At 66.4% G+C, this 14,859-nt stretch carries 12 protein-coding genes; 6 read left to right on the forward strand and 6 right to left on the reverse strand.

Features of this window, described 5'->3' with window-relative positions; translation table 11 throughout:
- Window positions 1–19 precede the first annotated feature (19 nt).
- Entirely contained in the window at window positions 20–904 is an 885-nt protein-coding gene (locus ACZ42Y_RS03780) for a mechanosensitive ion channel family protein (protein ID WP_236698172.1), read from the forward strand.
- A complete protein-coding gene (locus tag ACZ42Y_RS03785) occupies window positions 858–1,715 on the forward strand; it encodes a Rossmann-like domain-containing protein (RefSeq protein WP_058371192.1) in 858 nt (285 codons plus the stop codon). The genes ACZ42Y_RS03780 and ACZ42Y_RS03785 overlap by 47 nt, the downstream gene beginning before the upstream one ends.
- Here the strand turns inward: ACZ42Y_RS03785 and ACZ42Y_RS03790 are convergent.
- Complete coding sequence (locus ACZ42Y_RS03790; RefSeq protein ID WP_464735729.1) at window positions 1,675–3,000, reverse strand: radical SAM protein; 1,326 nt, start codon at window positions 2,998–3,000, stop codon at window positions 1,675–1,677. The genes ACZ42Y_RS03785 and ACZ42Y_RS03790 overlap by 41 nt on opposite strands.
- Before the next feature lie 254 nt (window positions 3,001–3,254).
- Here ACZ42Y_RS03790 and ACZ42Y_RS03795 point away from each other — a divergent pair, with 254 nt between their 5' ends.
- The gene (locus ACZ42Y_RS03795) at window positions 3,255–5,393 is read left to right on the forward strand and encodes an ATP-binding protein (RefSeq protein WP_058371190.1); all 2,139 of its coding nucleotides are present in this window, start codon (window positions 3,255–3,257) and stop codon (window positions 5,391–5,393) included.
- A gap of 23 nt (window positions 5,394–5,416) precedes the next feature.
- The gene (locus tag ACZ42Y_RS03800) at window positions 5,417–6,313 is read left to right on the forward strand and encodes an ornithine cyclodeaminase family protein (RefSeq protein ID WP_464735730.1); all 897 of its coding nucleotides are present in this window, start codon (window positions 5,417–5,419) and stop codon (window positions 6,311–6,313) included.
- Here ACZ42Y_RS03800 and ACZ42Y_RS03805 read toward each other — a convergent pair.
- The 4 genes from ACZ42Y_RS03805 to ACZ42Y_RS03820 are packed head-to-tail and all read right to left on the reverse strand — an operon-like array spanning window position 6,257 to window position 9,945.
- The gene (locus ACZ42Y_RS03805) at window positions 6,257–7,414 is read right to left on the reverse strand and encodes a branched-chain amino acid ABC transporter permease (protein ID WP_464735731.1); all 1,158 of its coding nucleotides are present in this window, start codon (window positions 7,412–7,414) and stop codon (window positions 6,257–6,259) included. The two genes, ACZ42Y_RS03800 and ACZ42Y_RS03805, sit on opposite strands and share 57 nt — an antisense overlap.
- Before the next feature lie 15 nt (window positions 7,415–7,429).
- Window positions 7,430–8,392, reverse strand: a complete 963-nt coding sequence (locus tag ACZ42Y_RS03810; RefSeq protein ID WP_464735732.1) for a branched-chain amino acid ABC transporter permease — start codon at window positions 8,390–8,392, stop codon at window positions 7,430–7,432.
- A 17-nt stretch (window positions 8,393–8,409) separates the two neighbouring features.
- The gene (locus tag ACZ42Y_RS03815; protein WP_464735733.1) at window positions 8,410–9,135 is read right to left on the reverse strand and encodes an ABC transporter ATP-binding protein; all 726 of its coding nucleotides are present in this window, start codon (window positions 9,133–9,135) and stop codon (window positions 8,410–8,412) included.
- A gap of 6 nt (window positions 9,136–9,141) precedes the next feature.
- On the reverse strand, window positions 9,142–9,945 hold the full coding sequence (locus ACZ42Y_RS03820) for an ABC transporter ATP-binding protein (protein WP_464735734.1): 804 nt from the start codon (window positions 9,943–9,945) through the stop codon (window positions 9,142–9,144).
- A 214-nt stretch (window positions 9,946–10,159) separates the two neighbouring features.
- On the opposite strand from ACZ42Y_RS03820, the gene ACZ42Y_RS03825 reads away from it, so the two are divergent.
- Window positions 10,160–11,530 carry an ABC transporter substrate-binding protein gene (locus ACZ42Y_RS03825; protein ID WP_058371185.1) on the forward strand — a complete coding sequence of 457 codons (1,371 nt, stop codon included), beginning with the start codon at window positions 10,160–10,162 and terminating at the stop codon, window positions 11,528–11,530.
- 240 nt (window positions 11,531–11,770) lie between these two features.
- Here ACZ42Y_RS03825 and ACZ42Y_RS03830 read toward each other — a convergent pair whose 3' ends face one another.
- Window positions 11,771–12,670, reverse strand: a complete 900-nt coding sequence (locus ACZ42Y_RS03830; RefSeq protein ID WP_058371184.1) for a carbon-nitrogen hydrolase family protein — start codon at window positions 12,668–12,670, stop codon at window positions 11,771–11,773.
- A gap of 411 nt (window positions 12,671–13,081) precedes the next feature.
- On the opposite strand from ACZ42Y_RS03830, the gene ACZ42Y_RS03835 reads away from it, so the two are divergent.
- Window positions 13,082–14,854 (forward strand): hypothetical protein, encoded by a 1,773-nt coding sequence (locus tag ACZ42Y_RS03835; protein ID WP_464735735.1) that lies wholly within the window; start codon window positions 13,082–13,084, stop codon window positions 14,852–14,854.
- Window positions 14,855–14,859 lie beyond the last annotated feature (5 nt).

Raw genomic sequence — 14,859 nt, forward strand, 5'->3', positions numbered from 1 at the left:
AGCGTGCCCGGGGCCCGGGTTGGCCGGCTCTCTGGCGGCGCTGCTGGCTACGATCGGCTCCTACGTGTACCGGGGCCTCATCTTCGCGGCGGTCATGTCGGCCGGCGTGCTGGTAGCCATGATGGTCCGCCGCATGGTCCGGAGGACCCTCGAGCTGAGCCAGCTCCCCATGCCCGTGGTGGATATAGCGGCGAAGCTCACCTACTATAGCCTCGTGGCCCTCGTGGGCGTCCTGGCCCTTGGGCTGGCGGGCTTCAGCCTGACCGGCTTCGCGTTCGCGGGCAGCATGATAGGCGTCGCGCTCGGCTTCGCCAGCCAGACCGTGGCGTCCAACTTCTTCAGCGGCCTCTTCCTCTACTTCGACAAGCCCCTGAAGCCGGGGGATATAGTGGAGCTGCCGGAGACAGGCGTGCTGGGCCGCGTAGAGGATGTAACCATGTTCTCCACGAGGATAACGACCCTCGACGGGCTCAGCGTACGGGTCCCCAACGAGACGGTGTTCCGGAGCACGATAAAGAACCTCTACAGCCACCCAGCCCGGAGGATAGAGTACCTGGTCGGCATAGGCTACGGGGAGAGCATCGAGGAGGCGCGGGAGACAATACTCCGCGTGCTGGCAGGCCACCCCCTGGTGCTGGCCGAGCCCGAGCCCAGGGTGTTCGTAGAGGAGCTGGGCGATAGCGCCGTGGTGCTTCGCGTAGCCTTCTGGGTGCCGAGCACCAAGTGGCTGGAGGTCAAGTGGGAGATGCTCGGCAGGATAAAGGAGGCGCTGGACGAGGCCGGGATAGAGATACCCTTCCCCCAGCGCGTGGTCTGGCTGAGGCGGGAGGAGCCCAGCGCCCCGGAGGAGGCGGGTGATGGAGGCCGGGGAGCCCTGGAGGAGGCTCTCGAGGGCGCTGCTTGAGGCCCTCGACGGCCCCCTCCGCCGCTGGGCGGGGCTGAGGCTGGCGGACGCCTTCGCGGGGCTCAGCCACGTCTACCTCGAGCTGGAGGGCGGCTGGTGCGGGGTCAGCCTGGTCCCCCGCTGGCTCCCCCTGGAGCCGCTCGACGCGGTGCTGGAGGACGCGACCCCCAGGATGCTCGCCAGGCTGGCCGCCCGCGGGGGAGGCCTGGCGGCAGCCTTCGCCGTCGCGGCGGTCAACGCCGCCACGGGTGCGTGGATAGAGTGCAGCCCCGAGCCGGGGGTGGCGGTGCAGAGGACCGGGCTCGCCAGCCTCCTCCGCGTGGAGCGGGGCGACACCGTGGTGATGCTCGGCTACATGCCCGGGCTAGCGGGGGAGCTGGCCGCCCGGGGCGCCAGGGTGGCGGTGGCGGAGCTGGACCCCTCCCTCCTCTCGGAGGCGGAGAGGGCGGGCTACCCCGTGCTCCGCTCCATGGAGGAGACGCTGGAGGCCCTCCGGGCCGCGGACATAGTAGTCGCCTCGGGGAGCGCCGTGCTCGACCCGCCTAGGCTCCTCAAGGAGCTGGCCGCCGCGGGGGCTGCGAGGGAGCGGGTGCTGGCCGGCCCCACCTCCAGCTTCCACCCCCTCGTCGCCGGGAGGCTCGGGGCCACCCTGGTCGCGGGGACCTACATCGATCGGAGCGTCTGCAGGGAGCTGCGCTGGGCGGTGGCGGCCGGCGCCGGGCCCCACAGCCTAGAGCGGCGGCGCCGGGCCCGGCTGGTCAAGTGGGTCGCTAGACCCCCGCCGCCATCCCCCACTCGCGGAGCCCGTTGACGGCCATGTAGAGGCTCCGCTGCACCGCGTGGGCCGTGTAGAGGCTGGCCGTCCTCGTGAGCCTGTAGCAGTCCCCCCTCCTCTCCTCGCCGATCATCCTTAGCAGCGCCTGCACCGTCGCGCTGAGCGGGGCTGCCAGCCGGCCGTAGCGCTCCAGCAGCACTGCGGGGCACCAGCGGAGCCCGAAGGCCATGGCCGAGGCGTAGTAGAGCATGTCCTCCACGGGGCTGAGCCTCCTGGCTAGCAGGGCTGCATGGCCCCTCCTCTCGACCATCCTCATGTAGCCCTCGGGGGTGAAGCAGTTAACGTATACATAGCGCCTGGTGCGGCCTATCCCGCTGAGCCCCAGCGCGAGGAACCTGTCATATTCAACCACGTACTCGTCTATGAGCCTAGAGCCCCGGTTCATACACCAGGGGGTCGCCGGCTGGTAGCCGGCCTCCAGGGCGGCCCTGAGTACAGCCTCATAGAGCCCCGGCTCCTCCGGGTGCCAGGGCCCCTCGCCCCGGATCATCATCAGCCTCCTCCGCCCCGGCGGGGGCATCAACGGGTAGAAGGTGACCTGGCTCGCTCCGAGCCTGAGCGCCCTCAGGGCTTCCTCGTACACCGTCCCGCGCGTGTCCCCCGTGGCGCCCCAGATCATGTCTATATTGAGGGTCTCGAACCGGCCCCTCGCAGCCTCCACTGCCCTCACCGCATCCTCCACTGTGTGGCTGAGCCTGCCGAGCCTCCGCAGCCTCTCGGCGGTAAGCGCCTGGACCCCTATGCTCAGCCTCCTCACGCCCGCCGAGCGGAGCACAGAGACACTTTCATCATTTATATCTATAGGGTTGGCCTCCACCGACACGGCCAGGCCGCGGCCGAAGTAGCTCCGGAGCACATCTATCGTCTCCGCCAGCCCGTATACATCCACGGTGGGCGTACCCCCGCCTATGTAGACGAGGGGCACCCGGACCCTCTCAGCAGTGGAGGCTAGCCACGCGGCCTCCACCGCTAGGGCCTTGAGGTACCTCCGGCTCCTCTCGGGGTCGAAGGGGTAGCGGACGAAGCTGCAGAAGCTGCAGAGAGGCTGGTGGCAGAAAGGCATGTGGACGTAGAGCGCGTGGTCCCCCTCCGCCGCGGCAACCTCCTTCACGTGGCTACGGGGCTCGGCCCTGCTCTCCCGGAGGCCTGTGAAGAACCTCTCGGCCTGCTGGAGCGCCGCGGCCGCGAGCACCCGGGCCAGCCGCACTGAAGCGGGCGGGATCCCGTAGGTCGGCGGCCTCTCGCCTTCTCTGCTGCCCAACCGCCGATCCCACGCCTATTTCTGCGGGATAGTAAGGCTAAATATGCGTCGATTATTTTGTTTATTAGTTTTGTTTCTTGTCTTGGTTTCCGGGATTCCGCTCCCGGGGGCCTCTCCGGGGCTTCTCCTGTCAGGCTCTGGGCCTGGATCTTGGAGACCTATACTTAAAGTAATACCTCCCATCCTAGGGGATGGGGCAGGGGTCCCTGGAGCAAGGACCCCCGGGATAGACTCTGCGGGGATGCAGCGGGGCCTTGAGGGGGAGTGCCAAGGGCGGCGAGCCGGTAGGCATGGTGACCGGTGACTCCAGGCCGGACTACTTCGTCTTCACCGTAGACCCCGAGAGGATACCACCCCTCTACGACTACGTCTACGTTGAGGCCTGGGAGACGCCGCCCGGCGAGGACACGAGGGTTATGGTGAAGATACTCGCCCAGATACGGGCGATGCGCCGGCTCGCCGTGGGCGTGTCCCCCGAGCACCCCTGGCCGGTGATAAGGAACCTCAGCCTCCCCCGGGGCAGCGACACTGTTGTCGCGGCGGCCCGGGTCCTGGGCTATAAGTGGAAGGGCCGCATCTACCTGCCCCGCCACGCTCCTCCGGTGGGGAGCTGGGTCTACCTCGCCTCCGACGAGCTTCTCCGCGACTTCTACTCGGTGGAGGAGCCCCGCCGGCTCCACGTGGGCAGCCTCATCTCGCGGCCCAGCGTCCCTGCCTACCTGGATCTCGAGGGCGTGAAGAGGCATGTGGCGATAATAGCGGCGACGGGCGCGGGGAAGACGTGGGCCAGCGTGGTGCTTATAGAGGAGCTGCTGAAGAAGGGTGCAACCATAGTTGTCCTGGACCCCCACGGCGAGTACACGGCTATGAAGAGGACGGCGTTCCGCCTGGGCCCTGGCTTCGAGGACTCGGTGCGCGTCCTCAAGGCCAGGAGGGACCAGGAGGGGGACATCCAGTACCGGGTCAGCGTGGCCAGCATGTCGGCGGAGGAGCTGGCCTCCATAGCCGGTGTGCCGGCTAAGGCCACGAGGATAAGGAGCGTGATCTACGGCGCTAAGCGGCTCGCCCGCTGGGTGGCCGAGGCGACGGGGGAGAAGAAGTGGCTAGGCCTCCGCGGCATGATAAAGGTGGTGCAGGCCGCCATAGACGCGGCCGAGGTCGCCAAACTGCAGGGTAGCAGGCTGGACCGGTTCGCCGCCGAGCTCCTGCGCCGCCTCAGCGTCACGGCTAGCAGGGACCTGCAGAAGGCCGCGGCCACGGGGAGGCGGCTGGAGGAGATACTCTCGGCCGACGAGGGGCTCGGCCGGGGGATAAGGAGGCTCTGGCTGGCCCTCAGCAAGGACAGCAGCCCCGGCTACGACGCGATACGCTACCTGGAGGAGCTGCGCCGCATAGGGGTCTACGGGGTCGCCCGCCTCCCCCTGGACCAGCTGCTCTGGCCGGGCACGGTCACGGTGGTGAACCTGGCCGGGCTCCGGGCCGAGGTGCAGGACCACCTGGCGTTCAACATCCTCTCGAGGGTGTTCAACGCGAGGCTCCGCCACGTGAGGGGCGTGGGCGGCGAGAGCTACCCCTACCCCGTGGTGGTCGTGGTGGAGGAGGCCCACAGGTTCATGCCGCCTAAGACGCAGAGGCAGACGCGGAGCCGCGACATAGCGGCGACCATAGCCAGTGAGGGCAGGAAGTTCGGCGTCTTCCTCGTAGCTATAACCCAGAGGCCCTCCAGGATAGACCCGGACGTGCTCAGCCAGCTCCAGGGCCAGGTGATACTCCGGATAGTGAACCCCAGGGACCAGGAGGCGGTCCGGGACGCCAGCGAGCAAGTGAGCCAGGACCTGCTGGACAACCTGCCGGGCCTCAACACCGGCGAGGCAGTGGTTGTGGGGCCCCTGGCCCCCAGCCCCATCATGCTCCGGCTCCGGGACAGGGTGCTGGACTACAGTGGCGGCGACCTGAGCCTCGCTGAGGCCTGGGCCGGCGGCCGCGAGGACGCTAGGCTGGTGGAGGAGATCAGAAAGGAGGCCCTGGAGAAGGCCGGCGAGCTTCTCGGCGAGAAGCCCAGCGACCTCGGGGACGCCTTGGCTGCTATAGCCGGGCTCGACCCGGCGCCGGAGATACTGGAGAGGGCGCTCCGGCTCCTCGCCAGGGAGAGGGTGTGGGCCAGCTACAGCGAGGAGACCGGCACGGTCTACGGCGAGGTGGAGACCAGCGGCGGCCGCACCTACGAGGCGAAGGTGAGCCTCGCCGACCGCCGGAGCAGCTGCAGCTGCGGCTCTAGGCAGCCCTGCAGCCACGCGGTCGCTGTCCTCCTCCGCGCCCTGCTCGACGGGCTCCTCGCGGCGCCCAGGCAGCGTGGCGGCCAGGAGGACGCCTGGTGGAGCGACTTCCTCTAGACCCCGTGGAGGTGTGGGCCTCCTTGACGGTCTACCTGGATGCAGGGGACGTGGACCGCCTGGCCGACCCGGAGGGCCTGGTGGAGGATGTGGAGAGGCTGCTGGCCTCCGGGGCCTCTGCGCCTCCCAGGCTCTCGCTGGAGCACCGCGGCTCCTGGCTCGGCGTGATGCCCGCGGCGGGCCAGGGCTTCTACGCGGTTAAGATCGTCGGGGTCTACCCTGGCAACCCGGGGCGGGGCCTGCCCCTGGTCCGGGGCCGCCTGCTCCTCCTGGACGCCGAGACGGGGGAGGCCCTGCTAGAGGCCGACGCCGCCCCCGCCACCGGCTGGAGGACGGCCGCCGCCACGGCCGCCGCGCTCCGCCTCCTGGGCGGGACCAGCGGGGTGCTCGGCGTAGTCGGCGCGGGGGTGCAGGCCCGCTACCACCTCAGGCTGCTAACTCGCCTATACAGCTGCAGCACGGTCCTGGTAGCTTCGAGGAACAAGGCGAGGGCGTGGGAGCTGGCCAAGAGCTACGGGGGCGAGGCCGTCTCCCTGGAGAAGCTTCTCCGCCGCTCCGACGTGGTGGTGGCAGCCACCACGTCCCCCAGCCCGGTGGTGCTGGGAGGCCTCCTGCGCAGCGGCGCCGTGGTGGCCAGCGTGGGCGCGCCGAGGCCGGTCAGGGAGCTGGACCGGGAGGTGCTGCTCCGGGCCCGCTGCGCCCTGGTGGACACGAGGGAGGGCGTGCTGAGGGAGAGCGGCGACCTCGACGAGGAGGCGGTGGGGGAGACGGGGGTGGAGCTGGTGGAGCTTGGGGAGGCGCTCCGGGGGAGGAAATGCGGCTGGGGCGATATCGGGCTCTATAAGAGCGTTGGGGCCGCGCTGCTAGACCTTGCTGCCGCCCTCCACCTCTACCGCAGGCTGCGCTCCGCCGGCTCTTAGCCCCTGGGCCTTCTCTTCCAGCCTCTTCCTGGGCAGCGGGTAGGTGGTCTTCTCGGGCAGCAGGCCCTGCGGCCTCACCATCAGCAGTATCACTAGCAGGGAGCCCAGCACCAGGTAGTCGAGCCAGGCGGGGTCGAAGGGCAGGTAGGGCGCTATAGCGGTCTTATTGTAGGTTATCATCTGGCGGACCAGCACCAGGGTGAAGACGCCCAGCAGCACGCCCAGGTTGTTAGCCATGCCGCCCAGTATCATCATGGCCCAGACCCAGAAGGTCCAGGACACCCTGTTGTAGGTGGTGGCTATCCAGCCCAGCGACCACGTCATGAACAGCGCGCCCGCCAGCGCCGCCAGAGCGGAGCCCACCATGAGGGTCTTCAGCTTTATCCTCGCCACGTCCTTGCCCAGGCTCTCGGCCGCGACCTCGTTCTCGCGTATGCTCTTCAGCAGCCTGCCCACCGGCGCGCGGGCCAGCAGCTCCATGTAGGCATAGGTTAATGCTGCTATCAGCAGGGTTATCAGCAGCACCGACACCGTGTGGGCGTGGGGCACGCCGGCGCCTCGGAGCATGCTATCCAGCCACACCAGCGTGTTGGGGACCGTCAGCCCCAGGGTGCCGCCCAGCTGGGGGGCGTTGTAGGCCACCCTCAGCGTCGCCTCGGCGGCTGCGAGCAGGAGTATGGCCAGGTAGTCCGCCCGGAGCCTTGCAGCCGGGTAGGCGGCCAGCCAGCCCACCACGGCGCCCAGTGCAGCTGCCACTGCCAGCGCCAGCAGGAAGAGGCCGGCGGCGAGCCCCGGGTGGGCTGCATAGTACTTGGTCAGCACCTCCGCTATGAACGCGTTGTACTCGCCGGCGTAGTTGAGGCTCCCCCCGGTGGTTGAGGCCAGCTGCTGCTTCAGGCTCTCGGGGAGCAGCGCCACCCCCAGGTAGCCTGGCAGGGCTGCCGCGACAACAGCGCCTATGATCACCGGCAGGTGCTTGCCGAAGTTGGGTATACCTGTTATACCGGCCTCCAGGTTGAGGCTGAGCGCCACGATAGAGTAGACCGCTACCCAGAGCCAGAAGCTAGGCTGGAGCGCCACACCTATAACCGGGATGGCCACGCCCCATCACCCCTCCTAGCTTGTCTCAACAGCCTCCTCCCTCCTCAGGGTTACGCGTTTAACAAACTTCCTCCAGTTGACCCCCATCAGCCCCTCGGGGGCCAGGAGCAGTACTATAATTATGAGGGATAGGGAGACCACCTTACGGTAGACGACCAGCCCGGGCATGTTGAGCGCCTCGGCGAGCATGCCGGTGCCGAGGGTCTCGCTGAGCCCCACCAGGTAGCCGCCGAGCACGGCGCCCAGCAGGCTCTGCAGCCCGCCCACTATGCTGGCGGCAAACACGCTCACCACCTCCTCGCTGCCCACCACGGGGTTGATGCGGAGCACGAATGAGAGCAGCCCGCCGGCAAGCCCCGCGAACCCGCCGGCGATAATCCAGGAGAGCATGTAGACCAGGTCCACGTTGACCCCTAGCACCTCCGCCAGGCTGGGGTTCTCGATGCTAGCCCTCATCGCCACGCCGAGCCTGGTCCTTGTCAGCAGCAGGTAGAGCGCCACCAGGCCGGCGAGCGTAAGCCCGACGGAGATCCAGAAGCCCTCCGTCGCGCCCGCGACTCTGCCAGAGACCATGCCGCGGAGGCTCCAGTCCCTGCTCGTGCCCGTGGCCGGGTGCATGCCGGTCAGTATATCGGCGTATATGTTGAGAACGCCTATGAGGAATATGTCGACGCCCAGCGTGGATATCATGAGGCCCAGGGGGTCGGTGCCCCTCCGCTGGAGCGTGCGGAGGACGAGAATATACTGGAGCAGCCCCGCCAGGGCGCCGGCCAGGAAGGACGCGGCAAACCCCAGGCCTATTCCATGCCTATACACCGCTACCACGGTGAACAGCGCGTAGGCGCCCACGATGGCGAGGCTGCCGTGCGCGAAGTTGGGTATCTTAGTGGTTAGGTAGGTCAGCGTGAGCCCTATAGCGAGCAGCGTCAAAGCGTTGGCGTAGATGAGGCTGTTCTGGAGGAATATTATCGACACCATCGCCCCGGGCCTCCGGCTCAGCCCTCGCTGCTGACAAGGCCGAGGTACATGCGGGCCAGGTCTGGGTGCTTGAGGAGCTCGTCCGCCCCTCCCTCGAATGCCACGCGGCCGCCCACCAGGAGGACCGCGTGGTCGCCGTACTCGAGGGCCTTCCTGGCGCTCTGCTCTACCAGCAGGACCGTTATCTTGTACTCGTCGCGGAGCCTCGCTATTATATCGAGTATCTCGAGAGCTATCTTCGGCGCCAGCGCGGCGGTGGGCTCGTCAAAGAGCATGAGCTTGGGCCTCCTTATCAATGCTATCGCTATGGCCAGCATCTGCCTCTCGCCGCCGCTAAGCGTTCCCGCCCGCTGCCCCATCCTCTCCCGTAGCCGGGGGAAAAGCTCCAGGACCTCCTCCACCCGGTCCTGGGCCTGGTTCTCGTCGAGCCCGTAGGTTGCCATGGACAGGTTCTCCCTGACGGTGAGGCTGGCGAACACATTGTTGGTCTGCGGCACGTAGGCCACGCCGAGCTTGGCTATCCTGTGAGGCGGCAGGCCGGCTATGTTCTTGCCGTCGAGGAGTATCTCGCCGCTGTAGGTGGTGGTGAGCCCGAATATGGTCTTCAGCGTAGTGCTCTTACCGCTCCCGTTGGGCCCCACTATAACGGTTATCTTCTCCGGGAGCACGGTGAAGCTGACGTCAAACAGTATCTGGAGCTTACCATACCCTGCGTTTACCCCGCGGAGCTCAAGCTTGGGCACGGCTCCTCACCCTCCAAGGTAGCTGTCGATTACGAGCGGGTTGGATACAACCTCCTCCGGCCTGCCCTCCGCTATGACCCGTCCCCGGGCCATGGCGTAGGCGTAGTCCGCGTACTTCATAGCTATATCGAGCCTGTGCTCTATTATAAAGAAGGTTATGCCCTGGTCACGGAGCCTAACTATAAAGTCGAGTATCCTATGCGCGAGCGTAGGGTTAACGCCGGCGATAGGCTCGTCCATGAGCACGAGCTTGGCCCCGCTCATGAGGGTGCGGGCTATCTCCAGCAGCTTCATCTGGCCGCCGCTCAGCTGCCCCGCCGGATGGTCCCAGAGATGGTCGAGGCCCACAAGCCTAAGTATGGAGAAGGCCTTGCCCACGAGCTCCTCCTCCACGGGGAGCCACTTGCCCCGGACGAGCGGGGCAGTGAAGGACTCGCCCGGGTGCCTCTTCGCAGCGAGGAGGACGTTCTCGAGCACGGTCAGCTTGGGGAAGGGCTGGGGCACCTGGAAGGTCCGGGCCATGCCCAGATGGTAGAGCCTGTGGGGCGGCAGGCCGGTCACATCCCTGCCCTCGAACACCACTCTCCCACCGTCGGGCCGGTAGTAGCCGGCTATCACGTTGAGGAGGGTGGTCTTGCCGCTCCCGTTGGGGCCGATCAGCAACGTTATGGTCTTCCTGCGTATCTTGACCGTGGCATTGTCCACTGCCACCAGGCCGCCGAACCTCTTCACTATTCTCTCCGCAACCAGTATGTACTCGTTGCCGTGCCCCTCCCTGGGCTCCACCCGCTCCCCCGCCACGGCCTCCATGGAGGACCCTAGGCCCACGAATAGGGCATTAGAGTATTAAAGAGCTTATTCCGGCACACAGGTCAAGCATATAGTGTTATTGATAACGATTAATGATTAGGCAACCAATTATGGGTGCGCTTGGCTCGAAAACATAAAAGGGAGTGGGAATCCCGTACCCCCCGGCCATCAGAGGAATCACGGTCGCGTACGCGTGGGTGGAGGTGAATAGGCCGTGGCGAGCAGCCGTGTAGCCGCAGCAGCTGCAGCCATAATAGTCATCGCTATAGTCGCGCTCGCAGCCTACATGGCCAGCCACAGAGGCGGCGCCCCCAGCGCGCCGGCCAGCGCCCCGGCAACCACAGGTACCCCGCCGGCCGCCACCACGCCGGCGACAACGCAGCAGACGCAGACGGCGCAGGCAACCAGCACCGCTGCCCCCTCGGGCGGCCTCCAGGGCGAGGTGCTGATAGGCGCCCTGCTCCCGCTCACCGGCGACCTCGCCAGCTACGGCGAGAACAGTAAGGCAGCTCTCGAGCTAGCCCAGAAGGATATAAACAACTTCCTGGCCAAGGCCGGCGCGCCCTTCAGGATAAAGATAGTGGTCGAGGACACCCAGACCAAGCCCGAGGTCTGCCTCCAGAAGGTCCAGGCCATGGCCGCTAAGGGCATAAAGTTCTTCATAGGCCCCCAGACCAGCGCCGAGGTGCGCCAGATACTCAACTACGTCAACCAGAACCACCTGCTAATCATAAGCCAGAGCAGCACCGCCCCCAGCCTAGCCATACCCGACGACTACGTGTTCCGCTTCTGCCCCACCGACAACATACAGGGCCCAGTGATAGCCAAGATGGCCAAGTACTTCGGCGCCAAGGCTATAGTGATCATGTGGCGCGGCGACGCCTGGGGCGACGGCCTCCACGATGCCATTAAGAAGGAGGCCCAGAAGCTCGGCATAGAGGTCATCGACGGCCCCAGGTACGACCCCAAGGCCAAGGAGTTCAGCACCGAGGTAGACAGGCTAGCCAGCCTCGTGCAGCAGGCGGTACAGAAGTACGGCAAGGACCACGTGGCAGTAGTCTACATAGGCTTCAACGAGGTAGTCCAGGTGTTCCAGGTGGCCAGCCAGTATGACATACTGAAGCAGGTCCGCTGGTTCGGCAGCGACGGCACCGCCCTGCTAAGCGAGCTGATAAAGGACCCGACCGCCGCCGAGTTCGCCGCCCAGGTGAAGTTCCTCAACCCGATATTCGCTGCCACCCGGAGCCAGAAGTACGAGAAGATAGTAAGCGAGCTCAAGAAGATGCTAGGCCGCGAGCCCGACACCTACGCCCTGGCAGCGTATGACGCTGCCTGGGTGCTGACCCTATCCCTGCTGGCCACCCAGAAGTACGACCCCACCGCTGTCAAGAATATACTGCCCGACGTTGCCTACAACTACTTCGGCGCCACCGGCTGGATAGTGCTTGACAAGGCTGGCGATAGGGCGTTCGCCGACTACAACCTATGGGTGGTGGTCAAGACTCCGCAGGGCTACGATTGGAAGCTGGCCGGCGTCTACCACTACTCCAGCGACAGCTTTAGCTGGTACATCAACCTCCAGTAGGGGAGGGGGGCCTCTGCATCAGGTGCCGGTCCAGGCCATGAACGTAACTCTAGATTCTTTTTAGCAGCCTGCTTAGGCCCCTTACTCCGGCTGCGTCGTGATGCATGAGTCTCCACTCCTTTATCTGCTCGCCGCACCTGCATGGCCGCGGCTGCTCTCGGTGCAGGCATTTTATGCTCGCAGCCCTGTATCCGGCGGCTACTTGGTAGCGGTGCGGGTTGGAGGCTGCTCTACATCTTCCTAGGTCGGCTCTTTCTCCTCGTTACTGGTGCCTGTTGCCAGCTTGTAGCGGCCTGCAAGGTTCTCCACTAGGCTGTCCTTGGCGGCTTTGCAGTATATCGATGAGAGGGCCTTGGCTCGGAGGCTTGTATCAATAATGTCGCGTATGTTGCTTGGCTGCTCCATGACCTCTACCAGCAGGAACGTGTCCTTGGGCTCGTTTATCTCCTCCACTATCCCGCTCTGCGGCTCCACCACCATGGTGGGCATCTCCACTATCTTGTCCACGGTCTCGAAGACAGAGCCCACCGCGAGTATCGGGACGTTGTTCTCCACGCTACGGGCTAGGAGGCTTAGCTTCACCCGGTGCTCGTCCTCCCCGGGCCGGAGGCTCGCTATGAACACTGTCGCGCCCTCGAGGAGGAGGCTGCGGGCCACCTCCGGGTAGTAGATGTCGTCCTCCGCTAGGAGGCCTATGCTCCGGCCGACCTCGTCCACCACTACCAGGCTGCGGCCCGGGCTTATCCCTAGCTCCTCGTCGAGCCCGTTGCTCGCTATCTTGCGGTACTTCGCCAGGAGCGTGCCGTTGGGCGCTATCACCACGGTTGTGAGGAATATCTTGGGGCCCGCCCTCTCTATGATGGGGCCCGCCACCAGGTAGACGCCGTTCTCCAGCGCCACCATGGAGAGATACTCGAAAGTGTTGCCGGGTATCCTCTCCGCCTGGTTCCTGGTTACAGCCCGGTTCCTGGTCCGCGGGTAGTGAAGGAAGAAGGGGCCGACGTTGACGAAGCCCGGGAGGACTACGAGCCTCGCACCCTTGAGCGCAGCCTCCTTCACCAGCTTCCTAGCCTTCTCCAGGTTCGACTTCTTGGCTAGGGGCTTCAGCCTCATATGCACCAGGGCCACAGTTATAGGCACACGCACCTACCTCCGAGCATCCTCCACTCCAGCCCGCTCCAGGGAGCGTAGGGGGACGCGACGCCCCCGGGGGGTGGGCAGCTGGCCCGGGCCCGCGGCGTCTCCTATGCGGTATCTCATGGGGATAAAACCTCTTAGGGCCGGCTCCTCCCTGGCCGCGCTGCCCCTCTTGCAGCGCTGCAGGCCCCCAGGGGGAGCCTGCACGGTCTCCTCCCGCCGGCCCCTCCCAGTACCCCATGCAGACGCCCGGGGATATAGAGGGTCTAGTCGGGAACCAAGCCCCGGGTCAGGCTGAACGAGCCCCCGGGGGCTGGGGCGGCGGTGGCAGCGGGTAGTTTCACCCGCCTCCAGGATACTAACACTATATCACAGGAGGGCTGCTGCGGTGGTAGCTGTGGATGTGAGGACTGAGTGGAAGACATAGCTAAGCATACCCCGTACCATGCCAGGGCGGCGCGCCTCGCAGCCGTGGCGCTCCTCTCCCTGATCCTCCTCGTCCCCGCGCCCATGGCCCCGGCGGGGGCCCAGCAGGCGGCCGGGCTCCGCGTGGAGGTCCACAACTCGACGCTAGCCATACTCGTCTACCCGGATGGCTCGATAAGGCCGGTCTACCATCTCGAGGCCAGCTTCTACCCCGTCAAGGGGACGGGCGCCGAGGGAACGGTTAACGCCAGCTACACTACGTACTATAACGGCTCGCTCGAGCGCCATGTGCTCAACGCTACAGCCCAGCTGGCCTTCTCCAAGCCGGTGGAGAATGGCAGCGCGGTTTTCAGGCTGAACGGCAGCTACAGCTACAGCAACGGCAGCGGGGAGGCTGTGGCCAGCGGCGGCCTGGTGGCGGTGAGCGGCGGCAGCGAGACCAGGCTGGGCCTGGAGGAGCTGAGGGTAACGCTCTCCAACGCCTCCGAGATCCTGGTGGATGCCAGGCTGCTTCTGCCCAGTGGCAGCGTGGACCCAGGCCAGCTGCCCCCGGCGAGCCAGCTGAACATGCTGCTGGCGGTCCAGGGGATAAGCTACCTAAGGGTGAGAGAGCTTAGCGCCAGCGAGCAGAGCGACGGCAGGGTACTCCTCCACCTGGCGCTAGCCATAGACGCCGACGCGATGCTGGAGTCGGCCGCAGGCATGGGGCTCAGCGCGGGCGACGTGGCAGCGATAAGGGATATGCTGGGCTCCGACATAAGCGTCAACGGCTCCTTCAGCCTCAACGCCAGCGAGGAATCGAGAGGCGCCTCGTTGAGGGCATCGCTCAGCTACATTGACACCCACATGGGGGACCTGGAGAACGCGAGTAGCATCGCCGCCAGGGCGGCGCCGGCCCTGGAGCACCTAGTGGCAGTGCTAGCGGCGAGAGCGGCGGCCCCCTACCCCGGGGCCCCCGGCGCCGGGATCGGGGCCCAGCTCCCGGTCCAGATAGCGCCCCTCCCGCTAGGCTGGCTAACGGCGCTCCACGAGCTGGTCTCAGCCACCCCGCCGGGGCTCGTCAGGGCCCCCGGCGAGGCGGCCGTAGAGGCCAGGCTGGCGCTCCACATGGATAGGGCCGACCTGGTGCTCGACTACACGGGCTACAGGCTCCACACCGCCAACACCACGGGCAGTCCCGCCCGAGACGCGTCCAACGCCCTCACCGCGGTCTCAGCAGCCTACACTGCGGCGCAGCCGGCCATAGAGCAGGCGGGCAGCGTGGCCCCAGGCATAGTGCCGGAGGAGGCGAGGCTCATCCCTGCGGGCAGCGAGGTCAGCATCCATCCCAGCCACGCCCCGCTCCCGGAGCTGGGCAGCGTGGTGGTTGTGATAGGGGGTGAGAGCAGCCAGGGCCAGCCTTCCACGACGGCCACGCCGCCAGCCACCACAACCACTACTACAACCGCGCCGGCCACGACTACAACCTCGACAACAGCTACAATCACCACCACTACATCTACCACAGCGGCCACAACAGCCACGCCCACTACAGGGTCCACTACAGGGACAACGACGACAGCGGGCGCAACCACAACGGCGGCAGCCACAGGAACCCCGGCGTCGACAACCCTCCCGGCAGCCTCCAGCACGCCAGCGGCCACGGCTAGCCCCAGCCCCGGCGGTGGCCACGGCCGCGCAGCAGCCTACGCGGCGGGCGGCATAGCAGCCGCGGTAGGAGTGGCGCTGCTGCTCAAATGGCTGCTTGCAGCCAAGCCCTAAGGCGG

Source organism: Pyrodictium brockii (assembly GCF_055379715.1).

Excerpts from the sequence above, each read along its gene's own strand:
- ACZ42Y_RS03810 (WP_464735732.1), bottom strand. The coding sequence starts at position 8,392 with ATGGTGTCGATAATATTCCTCCAGAACAGCCTCATCTACGCCAACGCT.
- ACZ42Y_RS03785 (WP_058371192.1), top strand. The coding sequence starts at position 858 with ATGGAGGCCGGGGAGCCCTGGAGGAGGCTCTCGAGGGCGCTGCTTGAG.
- ACZ42Y_RS03820 (WP_464735734.1), bottom strand. The coding sequence starts at position 9,945 with ATGGAGGCCGTGGCGGGGGAGCGGGTGGAGCCCAGGGAGGGGCACGGC.